This is a genomic window from Bacillus siamensis (assembly GCF_051628075.1).
Classification (GTDB): Bacteria; Bacillota; Bacilli; order Bacillales; family Bacillaceae; genus Bacillus; species Bacillus siamensis.
This window is the reverse complement of sequence record NZ_CP155579.1, coordinates 1,406,176-1,428,724: the sequence shown is the minus strand read 5'-3', so window position 1 is coordinate 1,428,724 and position 22,549 is coordinate 1,406,176. Positions and strand designations below refer to the sequence as shown.

Sequence of the window (22,549 nt, the reverse complement as noted above, 5' to 3'; positions counted from 1 at the left end):
CCGCAAAATGATAAACTAATCCTGCATACGCTCCAGCGCATAATCTGCTTCCTCCGCAGTCAGTTCGCCCGCTTTTAATTGTCTGAGGAGCTCTTTTACTCTCTCGTTCTTTCGATTGGAATCCGCTGTTGCATGATTCTGTGTCTCCGCGGAAAACGTTTCTTTTTTACGAATGGTTACATCCTTTAAACCTGCAAGTCTCTCTCCGTGTTCATTAAGCAGCTGAATATCGTAAATAAGCTCGGATTGACCTTTTTGGCCTGTTTTACGCGCATAAGCCCAGCATTCTGCTGAAACTTTTTTCCGAATCGTAATCTCTCCTATTGAAAAAGGAACATAAACAGATGCCTCTTCTCTTCCGTCCGTAATGCCGAACAAAGATTGCAGAGCCCCATCAATTAAAGACGGATGCAATGTATAATTTTCAAGAGCATATGCGGCTTCTTTTGGCAGCAATAAGTGTGCAACCGCTTCCGTTCCGCCGCCCCATAAACGTTGAATCGGCTGAAAAGCGCGCCCATACAGGAACCCGTTTTCCCGAAAATACTCGTAACATTCATCTTGTTCACGGACAAAAGCACTTCTGTTTATTATCTCTTGTCTGTCCGTATTCTCTATATCATCATCACCGTAATCATGATCATAATCTAATTCACCCGTCACAAATCCAGTCCTTACAGCAGCATCCTCGTCAGGTGACATGTTAAATAATATGCTGCCGTCTTTTATGGAAATGTGAGTGTAAATGGTCAGGCTCTCTTGCAAAAGCATGGCCGGTCTGGCAAATATCACGTTTTTTAAACGAGTGACCTTTTTCTTTCGATATGACCGCGTTCCCGCTGCGCATGCCATTTCAAGAAAAGCAGCTGCCGGGAGAATGCTCTTGTTTTTTACAATGTGGTCTTTTAACCAAATCTCTTTTTCTCTTAATGTCGTTTTAAAAAACTGCTGTTCCAGAGTAGATTCATTCGAATCCAGAAGCGGGTGCAGTGAAGACTGCCGCGGCAATATTTCCGGAAATACTGCACTTTGGTTTCGAGGCACCCAGTAAGACTCCTCAGCAAATGGATATAAAGGAAGCTTGACCTTTTGCGGGGTATATTCTTCATATAACTCTCTCCATTGAATATCAGCCCCGAAAGACCATAATTTTGCAAGAAGATTCAAGTCCTTTGTCTCCATCATCACCTCGAGGAATTTATCTTTCATCTTTTGATCATGAAAGATAAAGACTTTATCAAAATCTTTCGTAACATTGCCTTTGTATACGCCCTCTCCAATTGTTCCTTCAGTACAGAAAGTTCTCAGCTTCTCCTTAAGTTCCGGCAAATCAGAAGCTACAACAGCAAGTCTGTCTTCCATCGGTTCCCTGCATGTCTGCAATGTAAAAGCGATATCAGCTGCCGAGGCCTTTGTCTCCCGCTCTGTGAATTGCAGAAGGCGCCGAGCGTATTCTTTCAGCCTGTCTTCATTTTTGGCAGAGAGAACTGCGGCAAACGGACCGCTTATTGTTTGTGTGTCCGCATGGTTTTGATATTCTTCCACAATGACATGGGCATTTGCTCCGCCCGCTCCGAACGAACTGATTGCTGCTCTCCTGTTGGAGGCGCCTGATTCTTTCCGCCACTCTTCTTCTTTCTGCTGAACGTAAAAAGGCGTCTTTTCAAATCGGATATTTTGGTTCAGCTGTTCCGAGTGAATGGATGGCGCCAATTTCTGATGCTTAAATTGTAAAAGAACTTTTGTAAGGGCTGCTATACCTGCGGCAGACTCCAAATGTCCGATATTAGACTTCACTGAACCTATGGCACAAAATTGTTTATCGTCCGTAAATTTCTCAAAAGCTTTTGTCAATCCTGCGATCTCAATCGGATCTCCGAGCGAGGTACCCGTTCCGTGTGCTTCCAAGTAGCTGACGGATCGCGGACTGATGCCCGATTTCTTGAAATTTTCAGCAATCAGCTCAGCTTGTGCATTCGGATTCGGAACCGTAAATCCATTGGTTTTTCCGCCATGATTTACAGATGTTCCTTTAATTACTCCGTATATATGATCCTGATCAGCAATTGCTTTTTCCAGAGGTTTCAACAGGACGGCTCCCGAACCTTCTCCCGGGACATAGCCGTCTCCGCCCTCTCCGAAACTTCTGCACAATCCTTCCGTGGAAACAAAATTACCTTGACTCAGCCAAAGGTATTTGCTGGGGTGTATGGACACATTAACGCCGCCCGCAAGCGCAATTTCACTTTCCCCTCTTTTAATGCTTTCACATGCCAAGTGAATGGCCGTCAGCGATGATGAACACATCGTATCCAGTGCAATGCTCGGGCCAGAGAGATTAAAAAAGTATGAAACCCTGTTCGCAATAGATGAAAAGAAGGAACTGAGCGCAATCGGATTGCCCCGCGCAGTTTCTTCTGCGCCGAATAATTGATATTGTCCGTACATGGCTCCGACAAACACACCGGCTTTCATACCGTTAAGCTTCTCTTTTGTATATCCTGAATCTTCAAACGTATGCCAGGAGGTTTCGAGAAAAATTCGCTCCTGAGGGTCCATCAGCTCAGCTTCTTTATGAGAAATGTGGAAAAACAGCGGATCGAATTGATCAACACCGCTGATAAAACCGCCCCACTTACTGTTGATTTTCCCCTTCTCCATTCTGTCAGGACTGTAATTCGATCTGAAATCCCAACGTTCCTCGGGGATTTCAATAATACAGTTTTTCCCTCCGGCAATGTTTTCCCAGAACTCCTCAAGAGTATCGGAATTCGGATATCTTCCGCTCACACCGATAATGGCAATATCCTCACCCGGCTGAACCATGCTCGGTGCAGCTGCAACTCTATGCTGCCGGTGCTGTTTTTTACTCAGATTTTCTCTTTTCTTCGGCACTCTTGTTACCGGAGCTGCCCCTGCGGCCTTAAGCACTTTTTCTTTAAAAGATGTTAGGAAGAAGTTTGAAAGCTCTTCAATGTTCTGATATTCAAAAAAGATTGTTTTTGGAAGATCCCCGAAAGTATCTTCAAGCTTTGAAATAAGTGACATGATCATAAGTGAGTTGATTCCGAATTTCTCAAAAGAGTCTTTCGCATTTATTTTATGAGCTTGGATTTTCAAGACACCGCTGATGATCTTGATTAAATAGTCATTGACTTTTTCTTTCGCAGCATATTCCTCTTCTTCATTGTGTTCCGCCGTGAGTGTATCTTGATCTGCTGCAGCTGTGTTTCTTTGAATCGAAAGCGCTTTTATCATTTTATCCCGCTCTCCTTCTGCAGGCATTAAGCTGGTAAATGAAGACCGCAGCATTTTCAGAAACGCTTCCAGAACAGAGGAAGTTCGCATCGGAGTCATTCCGTATTTTTCTTTTATTTGAATGATTCCATTGCTGTCGAGACTCATCCCGCCATCTTTCAATAACGGCCAATTGATTGAAAGGGTTTTTCCGTTTCGGGAGAGCTGAGATCGAAGCATTGCAAAACTGTCCATAAAATGATTTGCGTACGCATAGTCACTTTGGCCGGCATTTCCGTAAGCGGAAAAAGAAGAAAAGAGAACAAAAAAATCAAGATCTTCGTCTTTTGTCAGCTCATCCAGCCAGATTGTCCCGTAAACTTTCGGTTTCAGTACGTCCGTAAAATCACTGAGACTTTTATTTACAAGAAATGAGTCACGAAGGATGCCGGCAGCATGAATGATCCCGTTTATGCTGCCGTACCGCTGTTTAACGTCGAAAATGAATCGCTCTGCCTCTGTTCGATCTGTTATGTCCATCCGCTGATATTCAACAATAGAGCCGCTCTCATTAAGCTTACCGATCCGTTCTTTTTGATCAGCTGTTAAAACAGAACGGCCTGTAAGTATAATCACGGCTTGGTTTTCTTTAGCGATGTGTTCCGCAAACAGCAGCCCGAGTTTTCCGGCTCCTCCGGTAATGATATATATGCCGCCTTTTTGATACGTTACAGATTCTTTATTGTGTTCCGGAATATCAATATGCTGCAGCCCTTTCACAAAACGGGTATGTGAGTCTATTAAAATCTCACATTCATCGGATTGAAAGCGCTGTATTTCACTGATTGCAGCATCCCATATCTCAGAAACCGGAGGATTTATGTCAGAATGCTCATGGCGAATCTGTATGGTTTTCGCTTTAAGCTTGGAGCTTTCCATGTTTACCGTTTTAATGAAACCTCCGACAGCTTCATGAAACGGCTGATTCAGACCCCTTGTCCAATAAATATGCAATAACGTAACAGGTTCGTTTCTCCGCATTAAAGCTTTTGATAATAAAAAGAGCGAGTTTATCCCTCTGCAAAGAGTTTCATTAACGGATTTTTCAGTGAATTCTCTGTTTTCTCCGTTCCATAAATAAAGCACGACATCAGGTGTAAATCCGTTTTCATCCAAATCAGACAGCAGCATTTCGACATGACTTTCATCAGAAGGATTGATTGTGCATCTATTCCGTTCAATTCTATAATCAGAATCGGGCGTTACGAGAATGACACGGTTATGATCTCCATTCATCATCTCGGCATGCTGAAAAAGACGGTTATCCTGATCAAAAATCAGCATATTCCCCGGTGCCTGCTGATTCGGCATATCAATGTTATTTGTCCTTACCCAATCGTTCTTTAAAAAAATGGTTGGGGACGGAGCTTGCTCCGCCTTTTTTTCCATTTGTTCTTTTCTGTAAGTGCGAATTAGCTCCAGTCCTGCATCAGGAGACATTTGCTGTTCTTCAATTAAGGAAAGTATTTGTTTGATCTGCACTATTTTCCCTCCAGCAGCTGATAAACTTGGTCAGCAGAAAGTTCACCGTTTTTCAATTGTTCTAATAAGAAGAGAATTTCCTGATCTTCATTTTTACGTCCTGCGGTTAATTCTCCCCCGGTCACTTTTCTGACAGAAAAGTCTTTCATGCTCACGGCTATTTCGCCGCTCTCGTTAATAAAATCAATGTTATACGTATAAAAACCGGTTTCTCTCACCGAGACATGGCATCGGGCAGTAAGCGCCCTCTTAATGTGAAGCTCTCTAAGTGAATATGGAACAAATAAGCCCTCTTTCTCATTATCTCTTAACAAAAATGCCGCCGCCTGAAAACCGCCGTCAATTAATGAAGGATGGAGTGTAAAATGTGAAAACCCGTTCGCTAAATGAGCCGGAAGCTCCAATTCTGCCATTAACTCCATATCACTGCGGTATACGGCTTTCAACGTTTGAAAACTGCTATAATATGTCAGGCCCATACGACTGAAGCGGTGATAACACTCTTCCCGGGTTATGGCAGCCTTACTGCTGCGTTTGAACTTATCAATATCGACATACTCAGGATTGCTGTTTATGTCTCCGAATACTGTTTCACTTTGTGTGCAGATTTGCTGCACGCCATCCGGACCCTCTTTACATATCGTTACGTTCAACTTACCTTGTTTCATTTCCAAGTCGGTATAAATGTGCAGCGTTTTTCCTTTATATAATATAGGTCTGTTCCACATCACGTCTTTTATTTTATATACTTTACTTTCTCCGCTTATTTCCGCACAAACAAGAGCCATTTCAAGCGAAGCGGCTCCCGGCAACACATAGTCTCCTGAAACAAGATGATCAGTGACGAAAAATTCAGTTCCGGAAATAACAGTTTTAAATGCTTGTTTCTTTAATGTTGAGACATTCTCGCTGATTAATGGGTGAAGACTTTTGCTATTAACCTCGCTTTTGTTCTTTTTCGGAGTAAACCAATAACTCTCTTTTGCAAACGGATAGGTTGGCAGCGGCACTCTATTCAATTTCTGATTGCCGATTGTCTTCCATTCAAACTCGGCTCCATTGGCCCACCATTGTGCGAGCAGCTCCTCTTTTCCGCTTTGAAGAGCCTCCTGAATCATATATTCAGAAACAGCTGTACGCTCTTCAGTGTTTTCGCTTATAAATACGCCTTTTTGCACCTTGCTGTCATCAAGAAAGCTGACGTACTTATCTCTCAGCTCAGTCAGACTCGCTGCACATACGGCAATTCTTTCGTTCATTGCTTCCCGGCCGTTTTGCAATGTAAATTCCATGTCACTGGCATTAACGGTCCTGTCACCGGCAATCACGCGATCCAAGTACTGAACCATAAGCCGGATATACTCAAGTAATTGATCTTTGGTTTTCGCAGATAAAACAAAAATGTGTGTTTTACCGTTGTTTTCCGGCACTTCTTTTTGAGGTTCCCTATATTCCTCTAAAACAATATGCGCGTTCACACCGCCGAATCCGAATGAGCTGACACCTGCTCTCCTCGGCAGATCGTTGTTCTCTTCATCTTTTATCGGATTCCACTTTTGAGCGGTTTCTGTGATATAAAATGGCGTATTTTCCAGTTTGATGTATGGATTGAGTTCTGAAAAATGGGCGAGTCCCGGTAGTTTGCGATATTTAAAAGCCAGTAACACTTTCATCACTCCGGCTATTCCGGCAGCGGTTTCGAGATGGCCGATGTTTGTTTTCACAGACCCGATTCCGCAGCATTTCTGTTTCGCAAAGGGAATGTCCCATTCATGATATAACGTTTTAAATGCCTTTATGATGCTGTTCACTTCAATCGGATCGCCAAGACTTGTCCCTGTGCCATGCGCTTCTATATATCCCGCAGTGGCAGGGCTGACCCCCGCCTTCCGCCAAGCTTCGGTTAATAAGTCCGCCTGTGCGTTCGGATTCGGAGCTGTCAAAGAATTGGCGCGGCCGCCGTGATTTACAGCTGACCCTTTAATCAAACCATATATATGATCACCGTCTGCCTGTGCTTTGCTGAGCGGCTTAAGCAATACTGCAGCCGCCCCTTCACTCCTTACATAGCCGTCAGCGCTTTTATCAAACGTTTTGCACTTTCCGTCTTTGGAAAGCATACCTGCTTTATCAAAAGCTATAAACAGAGTAGGGCTTGTCATAATATGCACACCGCCTGCAATCGCCATTTCAAAATTGCCTCTTTGAATCCCCTCAGCCGCACGATGAAGCGCAACTAACGAACTTGAACAGGCAGTGTCAATCGGTTCGCTCGGACCCGTCAAATTCAGCTGGTAAGAAATACGATTTGCCAATATACAATGATTTAAACCGGTTGCGGTCTGCGCCTGAACAGAGACACCATTTTCATTCAGACGTTCCGCATAATCCGTTGTGGCGACCCCTGCAAACACCGCGGTTTTCGTCCCTGCCAAATCAGACGGCTTATAGCCCGCATCTTCTATTGTTTTCCATACAGTCTCCATAAAAATTCTTTGCTGGGGATCCATTAATTCTGCTTCGGCGGGAGAAATCCCGAAAAACAACGGATCAAAACTGTCCGCGCCTTTGATAAATCCGCCTTTTTTTATTTTTGTTCTATTGACGTCCCTGATCGGATCGCCGTCAAACTCTTTCCAGTTCCAACGGTCTTCAGGAATGTCTGTAATCATATCCCGCCCTTTTTCAATTCCTTCCCAAAAGTCTTCCAGCGAATCTGTTTGGGGGAAACGGCCGCTTATTCCCACTATTGCAACCGGCTCATTCATATGTCTTTCCTCTTGCCTGGTTTTGTTTTCAGGCTCAGGGGAATGTTCATAGGATTCCGCCGGAGGCGCGCTGTACAATGTTTTTTCGTCAGCTGCAGAAAAAGATTCTGTCTCAGCAAAAAGGATTTCTCCGTATTGCTCGATTACATAATCAGTAAGCTCAGCCAGTGAATTGCATTCAAAGAAAATGGACGGCAATAATTCCGTACCATATTGTTGATTGATTTCATTTCCGAGTCTGGTAAACGTAATCGAATCAAATCCGTACTCGCCGAATGAAGTCTCTTCTTCTATTTCCTTTCTGTCAATCTTTAAAATACTTGACATAATCTTTGCGATGCCCTCAATCAGCATTTCTCTCCGGTCTTTCGCTTCAGATTCCTCCGAAGAAAAAGAGCCGTACAGATGAAGCTCTTCGGAATACTCACTCTTTAAAAAGTCAAGAAGTTCATTAAAATCAGTAAGGCCGAAAAAATCTGACGGCATCATTGATATTTCTAATGTTTCGTTTAATTCGTTGCCCAGCATTGTAAACATAATTGAATCAAATCCGTATTCACTTATCGGCAGTTCAAAATCAAATTCCCGTTCTTCAATTTTTAATACGCCGGTGATGATGCGCGTCAAAGTGCTTTTTAAAGATTCAGTTATTGACAGCTCTTTCGGTTCGTGATTTTCGTCGGCGATTGCCCGGTCACTTTTTCCGCTGTCAATCGTTATCATTCGTTCCAGCTTTAATTCATTACCGCTAAATACCATTATTTGATGTTCACACCCTGTCATTGCTTGATCAAATGCTGCAAGGCCTTCTCGTTTTTCCAGAGGCAGCATTCCGAAACGGTCATAAAGGAACTTCTCTGAATGAATATCAATTTGCATACCGCCATCTTTCCATAAAGGCCAATTAATCGAGACTGTTTTTCCAGGTTTATTTTCCGCCGCTCTCATTTCCGCAAAATAATCCATAAACCGGTTTGCATAAGCATAATCGGTTTGTCCGGCATTCCCGATTATTGCGCTGATAGATGAAAACATAACAAAAAAGTCCAGAGGTTCTCTGTCTGTATACCGGTCAAGCCATATCGTTCCGTAAACCTTGCTGGCCAAGACTGAATCGAGATCCTCTTCACGCTTATTGATGAGTAATGAATCTTTTATCACACCGGCGCTGTGAATAATTCCTTTAACAGGACCTAATTTGCTTTTGACGAGTTTTATCAGGTTGTTGACATTTTCCTTATCAGAAATATCGGTTCTTACATAAAAAACCTCTGATCCGTTTTTTTCGAGCTCTTTTACATTGCTTACGGCTTCCTCAGAAAGCTCTGACCTGCCGATAAGCACAAGCTTGATTCTCCCTTTTCGCACAAGATGTCTGGCGAAAATCAGTCCCAGACCGCCTGTTCCTCCTGTAATGAGGTAAACTCCCCCTTCTTTTACTTCCATCTTTTGGGAGGTATCTGCACTTTCAATTTCTGCGGAGTGCTTTACCTGCCTGATTCCATCTCTGTATCTGATTTCTGAAGAAGTATCATCGCTTGTGACTGTTTCTTTCACAAGGTTTTTTAATTCAGGCAGACCGGTGTTCAGCTGTAACTGAATTTCATCGCTGTGTATTTCAATATTTTTACCGGACAACATTGGATGTTCTAAATGAAGCGACCTAAAAAAGCCGCTGATTGCCATTTGATAAGGGTAGATTTGATTGTTCCTTGTGAAAAATACATGTGATATCAGGATTTTATGTCTTGGGATTGTTGCTAGCAGAGCTTTCGTTACATTGAAAACCGGCAAAACAGCCTCTTCCAGCTTTTCATGAATGTTATGCTCAATTCCCGTTTCAGGGCTCATCCCGATTAAAATGACGCGGTCAATTGTCACTTGTCTTTCTTTAAGAATCGCCAGCAATTTCTTATAGCCTTCAAGTTTGACGCTGTTCAATTCAAAGGAATCAGCTTCTTTTTCTTGAAAACTGCCGCCATGGCGGACAAAGATCATGTTCAGGCCGATATCTTTATATGCCTTGCGGATCAGCGGTTCTGATATATCCTGACGGAGTGAAATCACAAGGCAGCTGTTTAAACCGCTGCCTTCAGGCTGATGAAGCATAGGGGCCCGCTTCCACATATCAGTGTAATACTTAGCTGAATGCCGCTCATTTTGAGTCTGCGGTGTAACCCTTAATGCCTTCAACGCTAAGTTTTTTATTTTAAGACTTACAGATCCGTTTTCATCCATAAATAGTATATGAAACCTTTTGACATCATCATGTTGTCTTTCATCGGCAGCTGTAATGTAAGCATAGCCGTTTGCCGAAGGTGCGTGAAGAATCTCCAGCTCACCTAATTCAAAAGGCAAATATGCGGTGTGATCCCCTTCTTGACCGGACATAAACCCGGTTGTGGATTGAAAAATTCCATCCAATAAACACGGTTCCAGCAGCGTGCCGGATTTTTTATGAATGCTCTCAGGAAGTGATATTCGTGCAAGAACAGCATTTTCATGGATAAACAGCTGTTTTATTACCTGAAAGCTGGCTCCATAGTCCAAACCGCTCTGCCGGAAGTTCCTATAACACTCTGCGCCGCTGATTAATCTTTTCTGTCCGGTTAACCAGCTGTCCAACTTAAAATGCTCTGTATGTGAGGCATCTTTATCTCCGCATGTGATAATGTTTCCTTGGCAATGAACTGCCGCATCAGGTTGCATATCGGTTTTCACCACAAATCTGCCGTTCTTTTGATTCGGCAGCAGATCTATCATTATCGTCTTTTCTTTTTCAACGGTTATCGGAACCGCCCATACAACCTGACTCAGTTTTATGACTGATTTTCCGTACAGCCTCTCTCCCGCTTCTCTGGCCGCTTCGATGATTGCCGCTCCGGGCAGAACGGTTTTCCCATGCACAACATGGTCTTTTAAATAATATTCAGAATCTGAAAGCGTTTTATAAAATCGGCACTCACCTGCAGAAAAATCAAATAAAGGAGCTGTACCGGCTGCTGATTTTGTTTGCGCCTTATTTGACACCCACAGTCTGTTTTTTAAGAAAGGGTAAGTCGGCAGCGCAATTTTTGCCGGTTTTCTGCCGGTGCGGAAGTCACCCCAGCTTAAATTGCCTCCTGATACCCAAAATTCAGCCATTTCGGCTAATGTGGTTCTGCCGGATTTGAGCGGAAGATCCGATTGCCGCTGTCCGCGTTTATGATTCGGTTTTTTCCCTCTAAATATTTCGTGATCGTCAATTCCATTATAAAAGTGATTTAATTTCAACATCAGATCATCGATATTATTTGAAATGACAGCAAGCCTTTCTGGCATGGCTTCACGCCCTTCAAGAAGGGTATACGCAATATCAGAAAGGTGAAGCGGCTTATTTGTTCCCGCCGGCTGCAAAAACTCGTCCTGCTTATGACGGGCCTTTTGAAGATATTCCTCCAGCTGTTTTGCCGATTCCCGTAAACTCAGTGAATGCTTGGCTGAGAGTACGATAAGTTCCTCACTTTCCTCACAATCCGTATGACAGCCAGCAGCAGACTCATACTCTTCCACAAGGATATGAGCATTTGCCCCGCCCGCTCCGAAAGAACTTAATCCCGCGCGCCGCGGATATTTGCTGTCAGAATGTTTTTCATTCGCGGGTTTTATCCAGTCGGCGGTTTCCTGCTGAAGGCAAAAAGGTGTCTCTTCCAGATAAAGATCCGGATGCACCCGTTCAGCATGCAGTGTTGCGGCTATTTTTTTATACTTCATTTGTAAGATAATCTTTGTCAGGCCGGCAATACCCGCAGCCGCTTCGAGATGACCGATGTTAGATTTAATCGATCCGAGAGAGCAATATGAAACATCTTCGGTATAAGCTCTAAACGCCTTGGTCAGGCCTCGGACTTCAATTGGGTCACCCAGCGGCGTCCCCGTGCCGTGGGCTTCAATAAAGCTGACACTTCTGGCGCTCCAACCGGCCGCTTTAAGAGCTCCTTGAATTAAATCCGCCTGTGCGGCAGGATTAGGCACCGTATAGCCATTCGTCTTTCCGCCGTGATTAATTGCCGTTCCTTTAATGACGGCGTACACAGTATCATTATCACGTATGGCATCTTTAAGCGGTTTAAGAATAACGGCCCCGACACCTTCCCCGGGTACGAAACCGTCGCCGCCTTCTCCAAAACTTCTGCATTTTCCCGATTTTGAAAGCATCCCCATCTGACATCGGTATAAATAGTCAGAAGGATGAAGATACAAATTTACTCCTCCCGCAACCGCAACCGAGCACTCACCCTTTGTTAAACTTTGGCAAGCCATGTGAATTGCCGTTAAGGATGAAGAGCAAGCCGTATCCACAGGGACACTGGGACCCGTAAAGTCAAATGTGTAAGACACTCTGTTCGCGAGAGACCATGGGAACGAATTTGGAAGTACATCGTTTTTATCCGTCGGTATTCTTTCGCCGAGCAGCTTGTAAGAATTGGTTGTCACTCCCGCAAATACACCGACATGTTTTTCGGTCTGCTTTCTCAACCCTTCAATGGTATAACCCGAATCTTCAAATGCTTTCCACACGGTTTCGAGAAATATTCGTTCCTGAGGATCCATCGCTTCTGCTTCTCTCGGCGATATTTGGAAAAACAAAGAATCAAATGATTCAGCATTCTTTAAAAATCCGCCCCATTTGCAATAAATTTTTCCCTCATGCGCTTTAGCGGGATCTGGATCATAGTATGTCTCATAATTCCATCGTTCTTTCGGAATTTCTGTGATTGCGGTTCTCTCTTTTGATAGAAGCTCCCACAATTCTTCGATATTTTCAGCCCCGGGATAACGGCCGCTGATACCGATTACCGCTATCCCGTCAAGATGTTCTTTTTCCTCCGCCGCAGGTGCAGTGATGTTTTGTTCCGGCCTGGCAGGGGTAATGCTCTGAATCTGTTTTCCTTTTTCCTCCCGTGAAAATAAACGCCCCAGCCGATCCGGATATTCCTTTACAAGATGATCTGCTAAATCTCTGATTGTATGAAATTCAAATAAAAGCGTTTTCGAAATTGCTCCCAGTGACTGCTCCAGCTTTGTGTTGCATTGATGAATCATAACCGAATCCATTCCATATTCAGCCAGATGCACATCTTGATCGATCTCTTCCCGTTCTGCACCGATCTCAGAGGAGATGATATTGGTTAAAAACAAAACTGTCTGATCCAAAATATCGCCTTGAGCCAAAGGAATGGCACTGCCTGTCTCTGTTTCGTCCGTCAAAAATCGCTGCTGCATAAATTGTTCAAAGCGCTCATGATCACCGCAGACTGCAATATTATGCAGCTGACCCGAAGTTACAATCCGCGAAAACCATTGCGTTCCGTCTTCAGCAGGAAGTTCTTCGAGCCCGGAACCATGAAAAAGAGACGTCCGCCCTTGACCTGACAGGTTCGCCCCCATTCCGATGTCTTTCCATAAAGGCCAATTGATTGTCAGCGTGCGGCCGCTGCGCAGAGAATTTTGCCGTTTCTGTTCCCGATATTCTGCAAAATGATCTAAAAAGCCGTTTGCATATGCATAATCACACTGTCCTTCGTTCCCTGCAATAGAGACGACTGAAGAAAAAACGGCGAAAAAATCCAATTCCAGCGACTTCGTTGCATGATCAAGATTCAATGCACCATGAACTTTTGGAGCAATCACCTCTGAAAGTTCCTGCTTTGTTTTTCGAAAAAGCAGCGAGTCTCTGATAACTCCTGCACAATGAATGACGCCATGAAGACCTGCATGCTGATCGGTAATACCGTCAATCATTTTTTTTACCGCTTCTTTATCGGATATATTCGCCTGTATATAATAAACCTTTGCTTTAAAGCTGTTCAGGTATTCTAAATGTTTCTGCTTATCTCCGTTTAAAGCAGATCGCCCCGATAGAATAATGGTGGATTTTTCAGTTTTCGCGCAATATTCAGCGACTTTACTGCCAATCCCCCCAAATCCCCCTGTAATTAAATACATTTTATCTTTTTCAGGGTATTGAATGGTCTTTGTGTATGTTTCTCGCTGCTTCTCTAACATCCGTGCATATCTTACGCAGCCTCTGTAAGTGATATGAATATGCCGATCAGGTGCTGTGTTTATTTCTTTATAAAGAATGGCAGCCTTCTCTGAAAATGAAACGGTTGCAGAATCATGTTCAAAGCAAACCGTCTTACAATGCAGCTGCGGATATTCTTGTTTTACCGATTTTAAAAAACCGTTCACACCTTCAAAATACGGCAATTTTTCTTTTTGATCTGCGCTGAATGTATAAATGAACGTTACTTTGTTTATAAGGTTCTCGCTGATTAAAGCCTTAGTCAGATAAAACACGGAATAAATTCCTGATTCGAGTGTTTCTTCCAGTTCAGGCCGTTTTTCAGACCACGTATGCAAAATTGCATCAGGCGCTGCGCCTTTTTCTTTTAACAAACGAATGACACCTTGATAATCTTCGGGACGCTGCCTGTTGATCGTGAAAACACTGTCGCTTATCTGCTCTAAACGGTCACCGGGCATAATAAGATATGCGGACGTATTCTCTCTTTTTTTCAACTCTTCAAAATAGTCTTTGTTTCCGGAGAACAACAAAATAGTACAGGCTTGTCCGCTGTCCGCTTCATTCTCAAGTGCGGTTTCTTTCCATACCGGCGTATAAAGTGCCTGATTCTTCTTTTCTGAAAAAGCCGCGTCTGATTTTACCTGCTGAGGGTTTAAAGAAAATTGACAGCGCTCAAACGGATAAGGCGGAAGCGGGGCTTTTCTTTTATGATAGTCACCTAGTTTCGTCCATTCAATCTCTTCTCCTGAAAGCCACATTTGCATAAATGAATGATAAAGAGCCTCATCAGCTGCTTTGTCCGTTTCAAAAGCAGCCGCTTTGTTTAGTTTTGCTGATGGAGGGAGCGATCCGAATTGAAAAACTGAAAAATCAGAAATATCCATATCCGGCTCCGTTCCCTTTTCTTCCGTGTGATGCGGCATATGATCAGCTATCTCCTGAGACACGGCATCCATTTGATTGTATTCTGTCATCAACGGAAAACGAGTTTTATCATAAAAACCTGCCGGCTGCTCATTCATACAAGCAACAGCCTGTTTAATTCCGTCTTGCTTTCTCAATAACATGCTCAGAAAAAGTTCTTTAGACAAGATTCCTTCGTCCAGTAAATTTAATATTTCCAGAACATAATCATTATTAAAGAATCCATCATAATCTGTTAAATCCCATCTCTTATACAGTCTTCTCAAAGAGGCAAGGATAGCCATGATCGCTGCTTCCTCATCAGCCGGCAATGCGTTTCTTTTATCCGCCGTGCGATTCACAATTAAAGATAAAATCTCGATTTCCTGAGTCTTTCCCGCTTTATCCCACTCTTCTAAAAACCCTTTAAACGTATATTGGTGCTCAAGAAGCAGCCGTGTTTTCCCGTACAGGCGGTCTGTAAAATCTGCCGGGAAGCTCAGACCGTTCAGCAGCATCCTTACATAATCTTCATTTAATCGAACCGGCGGGTACGTTTTTGAAGTGTACGGATTGACAAATGGAATGGACGGCGGCTTACAGGATATGTGCGAAGGTTTTTCAGCGCCTGTGATTACAGAAATGGCCTTTTCAATTTTGATGATATCCGCTGCTGCAAGAGCGACGTAATATCCGTCTCCGGCGCCTGTAATGAGGCTTGGCTTAAAACCGGATGCCAGGATACTTTTTATGATTTCCGTATTGATAACTAAAGAATACAAGCGGATTTTCTCAGGCGTCCATTTTCTTTTAAATGAACTGTGCAATGTTGGTATACCCTTCAGCACCGGCCTTACGTTCTTTTCTAAATCAGGGAACACCCGTTTCAAAACGGCAAATTGTTTATAACTTTCCCATTTGAAATCACCGATGGCAAGCGCCCATTCAGAATCTTGTTTCCTCCGAAAACTTAATCCCTCTTTAAGCTGATTTTTAAATTCCTCCTTGCTGCCTGCCAATAAACCAGCCCTGTAATCAAACGATGTCCTTGTTAAAAGGGTGCTGCTGATCACTTCATTTGATATTTTGCAAAATTCCTCTGAATCGTCAGCAAAGGTTCTCCAATGATGTATCATTTGTTTCATGCTTTCTTCACTTTTAGCGGAAAAAAGGAAGGGTACCCTTCCTTTTCTGTCAGATTCGTCTTTTGTATGTATAAATTCTTCGATGATGACGTGAGAGTTAACACCCCCAAAACCGAAGGAGCTGATTCCCGCCCTGAGCGGAGCCCCGTCTGCCGCCTTCCAATCACTTGAATCAAGCGCCGGCCTAAACGGTGTTTTTTCAAACTGTATAATTGGATTTACCGTATGTACATTCAGGCTTTTCGGCACCCTCCGGTGTTTCATCATCATTAGAACTTTTATCAATCCGGCCATTCCCGCTGCTGCTTCTGTATGACCGATATTTGTTTTCACACTTCCGATCCTGCAATATTGAGTATCCTCAGTATATTGCCGATACGCTTTTGTCAATGCTTCTATTTCTATCGGATCGCCCAGAGATGTACCTGTGCCATGTGCTTCTACATAAGAAACCGTCGCAGCATCGACAGCAGCGTTGTGTAAAGCTTCTGAGATGACCCGGCACTGCGCTTCTGCTCTGGGAGCGGTTATGGAACGGGATTTACCGCCATGATTAACAGCTGTCCCTTTTATGATCCCGTATATATGGTGACCGGCTTTTACTGCATCACCAAGGCGCTGCAACAATACAACGCCTGCCCCTTCTCCGGGAACGTACCCGTTCGCCGCTGCGTCAAAAGTTTTACATTTGCCGTCAGGACTCAGCATTCTGGCTTTAGAAAAAGAAATATATTTTCCGGGTTGGAAATTCAAGTTTACTCCCGATGCGATTGCATAATCGCTTTCTTTTGTCCGCAATGACTTAACCGCTTCATGTAAAGCAACAAGCGACGATGCACAAGCGGCATTTACAGACATGCTTTTTCCGGTCAAACCGAATGTGTATGAAAGCCGGTTGGAAAGCATAGCTTCGAAACTTCCTAAACAGGCATAACTGTCGATTTCCGATTCAGCATGACCTGTCTGCCGGTAGTCAGAATTCATAATGCCCGCAAAAACAGAAGTGGTTTTACGCTGGAGATCCTGTAAAGAGACCCCGGAATCTTCGATGCACCGCCAAGTTTCTTCTAAAAGGATTCTTTGCTCAGGATCCATGTTTTTCGCTTCCCGGGGAGAGATATTAAAAAACTTATGGTCGAAATGGTCAGCTTTATGAATAAAACCTCCCCACTTGCTGATTGTTTTGTTCGGTATACTGATATCAGCTGAATAATAAAGATCGGGATCCCACCGTTCAATCGGCACTTCCCGGATGGAATCTTTGCCGCTATTTATGTTTTCCCAGAATTCATGATAATGATCTGCATCGGGGAATCTGCAAGCAACCCCGATTATCGCGATATCCGCATCCTGTTTATTCAAATGAACCATTGGCCTCCACCCGCCCCTTCTTTAGTGTAGAAATAACGTATCCAATCTGCGCCTTAGCAGACTTTCGGTCTCATTCATCAATTTTTCACCAATGTCATCGACATGTCTGTTTCTCCATGATTCCAAATCCGTGCCCTTTACCCAATGATTAAAAGCGCCTAAAGACGGGCCGCAATGAACTTGGAAATTCACCTTTTGTTCTTCCTGCCCTTCCAAAGCAAGCAGACATCCTCTTTGCAAATACCACTTAAATAGTAACAGCATCTTATATTTTTGATTGCGCTCAGCTTTTTGGGCCAGGTTCGGCTGTTTTTCTATTATGCTTTCGTAGATTTCATCAAAAGTCTTGTTAAAATAATCATTTTCGAGCTGAATCTTTGTCTTTTCATCTATCTCACTCAAAGACTCATATTGTTGGTAGATTTGAAATAATTTATTTGCCCTGACCGGAAACAGCGTGCCCTTTTTCAGCACCTGAACCTTTGTTCCGAACTCAAACAGAGTCTCCGAAGGCGCATAAGCAGTATCGCATATTCCTGTCTCACTCAGCATTTCTTTAATAAAACCGCTTGTTTCGGCTTCAACTGTACATTGATTAATGGATCCCGTCATAATAAAATCAGCGCCCATTAAAAAAGCAGACGCCGCAGACTCGGGAGTTCCGATTCCTCCCGCAGCCCCGACTCTGATCTTCCTTGCGTATTTGTGTGTTTCCATCATCTCATCCCGCAGGTTAACAAAAAACGGCAGCATCGCCGTCAATGAGCCCTGTTCAGTATTACTACCACAATCTGCTTCAATAATGATATCGTCTGCTGCCGGAATACGGCTGAGCCACTCCGCCTGCTCTTCCGTCAGCATACCGTGCTGACACATTCTCTTTACGATACTTTGAGGAGGCGGACTCAGAAATGCGGCCGCAACTTCCGGCCGTGAAACTTTGGCAATGATCCGATTATGAGGTATAACCCTGCCGCTTTTGTCTATCTTCAACTGATGCGCTTTGTAATAAATTAATGGTGCGCTGACGGAAAGATACGAAGACACTTCTATTACTCGTACGTCATGCTTGATATATAAATCTATCAATTCCTTTTCTCTATCTTGATGATCCGGCTCAAATCGCAGATTCATTCCGTAGGGCTGACCATTTTTGAGTGTCTTCTTAATAGAAATAAGGGCCTGTTCAATTTCCCTTATAAGTAAACCCGCTGTGCCAAAGAACCCCAGCATTCCTTTCTTCCCGAGGCGGATCAGCATTTCAGCAGAAGAGATCCCTCTATGCATCGCACCTGCCAAATACGCGTATGTCAAACCGTAATCTTCTTTGAAAGATTGATCACCCAATCGGGACACCGGTGAAGCTGTACCGCTCTCTATATTTTCGGCCAAGAGGCTATGCTCTTTCCCGCTTTCCGAATTGTCCTTATTCCCTTCAGAAAAAAAGAGACTGTCTTCCGGCGCACTGATAGTAAGCGGTTCCTCATCTCTTTGTATGGTGTGAATTAATTTAGTCAGAATGTTGCCGGGACCGATCTCTTCAAACACAGTTACGCCTTGTCCCATTAGATACCTGATGCTTTCAGTCCATTTTACCGAGTTTGTTATTTGTTCAATTAAATTCCGTTTGATATCTTCTTGTTTATAAGGTCTTGCCGTATAGTTAGAAATGACTGGGAAATTCAATTCAGAAAAATGAAACTCCTCGATAAATTCCGCAAATTCACGCTGTGCACTTTCCATGAAACGAGAATGAAAAGCTCCGCCGACTTGCAATACGATATAAGCTTTCGCCCCTTCTTTTTCAAAAAAAGAGGCTGCCCGCTTTATCTCATCTGCAGCCCCTGCTATCACAATTTGTGAAGATGTATTGTAATTGGCGATATCTATTTGGCCGAATTCATACTTTTGAAGTATTTTTTTTATGTGATCCTCATCCAGTCCGATCACAGCAGCCATTCCGCCCTCGGAAGCCTCACTCATTAACTCGCCTCTTTTAGCAACCAGCCGGAGACCTGTCTCAAAATTAAAAACGCCGGCCGCAAAAAGCGCAGTATATTCACCCAGACTATGTCCTGCAACAGCATCAGGGCGTATATGACCTTCTTTTAAACTCTTTAAATATTGCAGTGCGCTCACTGTATAAATTGCAGGTTGTGTATACTTCGTATCAGTCAGCCTCTCTTTTTCATCTGAAAGGCATAAATCCTTTATGGAGTATCCTAAAATATGATCTGCCTTTTTAATGAGCTCACTGAATTCATCGAATAAGTCTCTGCCCATTCCTTTAAACTGCGCTCCCTGTCCGGGAAAGACGTAAGCAAGCATTTGTTTTCCTCCTGTTCCGTATTTCTGCCGTTTCTTTTCGTTCCGATTTTGATTAACTTTTTCACTTCAATTTTAAAATTTGTCGTTTACTCTCAGCACCCTTACTTAATAAGCATTACTAAGCAAAATAAAAAAACCTTTATGCCGGATAAAGGTTTAAAAGCAAAAAGCATGTACAAATACCATGTTGCCGTAAATATAAATAGATAGAATTTTCTGATAATTAAAATCGCATTTTCATTCTGCTTTATATATATATCAATATAATAAAAACATTCCAACGTGCCGAAACAACGATTGGTTTTATGTGAATATTTCCCTAAATAAATCCTATACCATGATTTACTTGTTGTCAATGGGAAACACACGTAAATACCAATTCTTCAGCCGCCTTTTTACAGGCGGCTGAACTCGGTTGTTATCAGTTCATCAGCCCATGCCGATTTGCCTTCACTATACTATTTGCGGAATAATAGTTCTTTCTCTTTGTTGTAGTCTTTAGTATATTGATTGAACTCATCTGCTTGTTTATGCACCTTTTCGTAAACTGAGTTTACTTTGCTGATTTGCTCTTCCAGCTGCGCTAATGTGAGCTTTTTATCTTTAATCAGTTTATAAAGGTCCTGATCAAGTGAAATGGCTTTTTCGTACTTTTTGTACAAAAGATCATAAGATGCATACCTTTTCCCCATTAAAGCGACAGCATGCCCGGCTTTTTCTTTTACTTTCTTATCCTTTATTTCTTGAGAAGTTTTTTTTGCGGATTCAAACGCTTTTTTTGAATCATCAATACTGTCTTTTTCTGCTTTCAGATGTTTTTTTCGCTGATTTGCATTGCTCAGAGCCTGATCAGACAGTGTGACAATTTTCTGGTAATCATCCATATTCAACTTAACCGCGCTGTCGTATAGCTGATGCTCTTTTTTCTCCAATTTTTCTAATGTTTTCTGCTCTTTTTGAAACGGTTTTTCCGCCTGTACGGCTTTTTCCATCGAATCATGAATCGTTTCAACCGGGTCTTTCCCCCCGCAGCCTGCAAGCAGCATACTTGCGGCGGCGAGCGCTCCAATTCCCGCCAGCATCTTTTTTTGTAACATATTCACTTAAAATCCCCCAATCTTGACAATTTCCACTATAGAAGCCCGAACGCCTTTTGACAATAGCTGAGCTGTAATTGGTATTCCCGGAATTTTTGGGAAAAGACATTTATGGCGCCGCGAGAGCGTACTTGCGTAAAAAATTGAGAAAACAGGGCGGATGACCATACATCTTTTTGGCTTTTACATAGTTTATAGTAGACGCCGGCCCTGCTGAAAAGGGTCAGCGTAATTAAAAGAGGAGGTTTTTTTATGTACGGATATGGATTTGGCGGCGGATTTGGCGGCGGTTGCTGCGGCGGCGGATTTGGTTATGGCGGCGGATACGGATATGGCTGCGGAGGCGGTTACGGCCGCACATTCGCATTAATCGTCGTATTGTTTATCTTATTAATCATCGTCGGTGCCGCTTATTTAGGCTGCGGCTGCTGACCTTATACACCATGAACATCGGCTGGCCTGCTATGGCCGGCCAATTGTTTCGTTGCGCCGCGATAAGGAAGTTCGCTATAATTTACATATTAAGCTTTAGGAGTGAAGTTTCTTGATTACTATGGAAAATATTGTCCGCGACGGACATCCCGTGCTCAGAGAGATCGCTGAAGAGGTCCGGCTTCCCGCCTCTGACGAAGAAAAACAGCAACTTGCTGATATGATTGAGTTTGTGAAAAACAGCCAAAATCCTGAATTAGCCGAGAAATACAACCTTCGTCCCGGAGTCGGTCTTGCCGCTCCTCAAATAGACGTAAAAAAACGGATGATCGCCGTTCATGCTGAAGATGCGAAAGGCACTTTATACAGCTATGCCCTTTTCAATCCTAAAATCGTCAGCCACTCAGTGGAAAAAAGCTACTTGACGAGCGGAGAAGGCTGCCTGTCAGTAGACGAACCCATTCCCGGCTATGTGCCGCGCTACGCACGCATCCGAGTAAAGGCGACAACGCTTGAAGGGGAACAGATTGACATCCGCCTCAAAGGTTTTCCGGCCATCGTGTTCCAGCATGAGATCGACCATTTGAACGGTGTGATGTTTTACGATCATATCGATCAGGAAAATCCATTAAAAGAACCTGAAAACGCCATTGCTATTGACCGTTAAAAAGAACCGGCACTTCTTGAAGTGCCGGTTTTCTTCATTTCAAAAGCCCCAGTTCTTTGACAGCCCAGCTGATTCCCTCTTCATCCACCGGCTTTGTGACGAAATCAGCGGCATCCTTTAATTCCGGAACTGCATTTCCCATCGCCACCCCGGTGCCGACAAAACGGATCATCTCAAGATCATTTAGTCCGTCTCCGAAGGCATAAGTGTCGCTTATGCTGTACGGAAGGCGCTCAAGCACTCTTTTAATGCCTTCCGCTTTTGAACCGCCCTTCGGAAGCACATCCGTTGACAGTTCATGCCAGCGGACATAATCAAACTCCGGAAAAGCCGCATATGCTTTTTCTTCATGTCCGCGGCAGAATAAAAGCAGCTGATAAATATCTTTTCCTTTATAAAATGTTTCATCAACTTCGGGATAAGGCGCTTTCAGACTGCCGATTCCTTCCGAGACGTGCGGATGTCCCGGAACGGTCGTTTTCATCGTGTCTTCCGCCATGAATACGACGGGGTGCTCCCCTTCCGCCGCCTGCTTTAATAAACGCGCGACCGCATCTTCCGGCAGCGGATTTTTATAAATCACATTGCCTTCAAACACGACAAACTGGCCGTTGTATGAAATAAATGATTCAATCTCCAGCTCTTCCAGAATCGGTTTTACCATAAACGGAGACCGCCCGCTGGCGATAAAAACGTGATGGCCGGCCTCTTGAAGCGCCGCCACGGCGTTTCTTGCGCTATCGGGGATATGTTTATCATGGTCATAGATCGTGCCGTCAATATCAAAAAAGATCAGTTTTGGTTTCATGTCAATTTCTCCTTTATCCCGTTTATCAGTCGTGTCTTGTTCAATATCATCATACAGAAAGTTTTTCTTCCGGCAAACAGCCTTGATGAAATTCCAATTTTACCCACGAAAACAAATCAAGATTTGCCGCATACTACTGCTATAAAGGGCTTTAAAGGAGGTATATGATGCTGCGCCGGTT

General features: G+C 43.5%; 7 protein-coding genes. 2 read left to right on the top strand and 5 right to left on the bottom strand.

Translation table 11 applies throughout. The features are described 5' to 3' along the window. Positions 1-15: 15 nt before the first annotated feature. From ABDB98_RS07485 to ABDB98_RS07470, 4 genes are all read right to left on the bottom strand, one after another. Positions 16-4,779, bottom strand: a complete 4,764-nt coding sequence (locus tag ABDB98_RS07485; RefSeq protein WP_438421834.1) for an SDR family NAD(P)-dependent oxidoreductase — start codon at positions 4,777-4,779, stop codon at positions 16-18. Beyond that, complete coding sequence (locus ABDB98_RS07480) at positions 4,779-17,036, bottom strand: SDR family NAD(P)-dependent oxidoreductase (RefSeq protein WP_438421832.1); 12,258 nt, start codon at positions 17,034-17,036, stop codon at positions 4,779-4,781. Before ABDB98_RS07480 ends, ABDB98_RS07485 begins: the two co-directional genes overlap by 1 nt. 21 nt (positions 17,037-17,057) lie before the next feature. Next, on the bottom strand, positions 17,058-19,364 hold the full coding sequence (gene fabD, locus ABDB98_RS07475; RefSeq protein ID WP_438421831.1) for an ACP S-malonyltransferase: 2,307 nt from the start codon (positions 19,362-19,364) through the stop codon (positions 17,058-17,060). 458 nt (positions 19,365-19,822) lie between these two features. Continuing rightward, on the bottom strand, positions 19,823-20,461 hold the full coding sequence (locus ABDB98_RS07470; protein ID WP_060965044.1) for a YkyA family protein: 639 nt from the start codon (positions 20,459-20,461) through the stop codon (positions 19,823-19,825). A gap of 252 nt (positions 20,462-20,713) precedes the next feature. Here ABDB98_RS07470 and ABDB98_RS07465 point away from each other — a divergent pair, with 252 nt between their 5' ends. Together ABDB98_RS07465 and def are read left to right on the top strand one after the other, a co-directional pair. Next, the gene (locus tag ABDB98_RS07465) at positions 20,714-20,893 is read left to right on the top strand and encodes a YjcZ family sporulation protein (protein ID WP_315956441.1); all 180 of its coding nucleotides are present in this window, start codon (positions 20,714-20,716) and stop codon (positions 20,891-20,893) included. Positions 20,894-21,005: 112 nt separating this feature from the next. After that, on the top strand, positions 21,006-21,560 hold the full coding sequence (gene def / locus ABDB98_RS07460; protein WP_060962890.1) for a peptide deformylase: 555 nt from the start codon (positions 21,006-21,008) through the stop codon (positions 21,558-21,560). A gap of 34 nt (positions 21,561-21,594) precedes the next feature. On the opposite strand, the gene ABDB98_RS07455 is transcribed toward def, so the two are convergent. Then, positions 21,595-22,368: a Cof-type HAD-IIB family hydrolase gene (locus tag ABDB98_RS07455; protein ID WP_438421830.1), complete on the bottom strand. Its 774-nt coding sequence runs from the start codon at positions 22,366-22,368 to the stop codon at positions 21,595-21,597. Between the last annotated feature and the right edge of the window lie 181 nt (positions 22,369-22,549).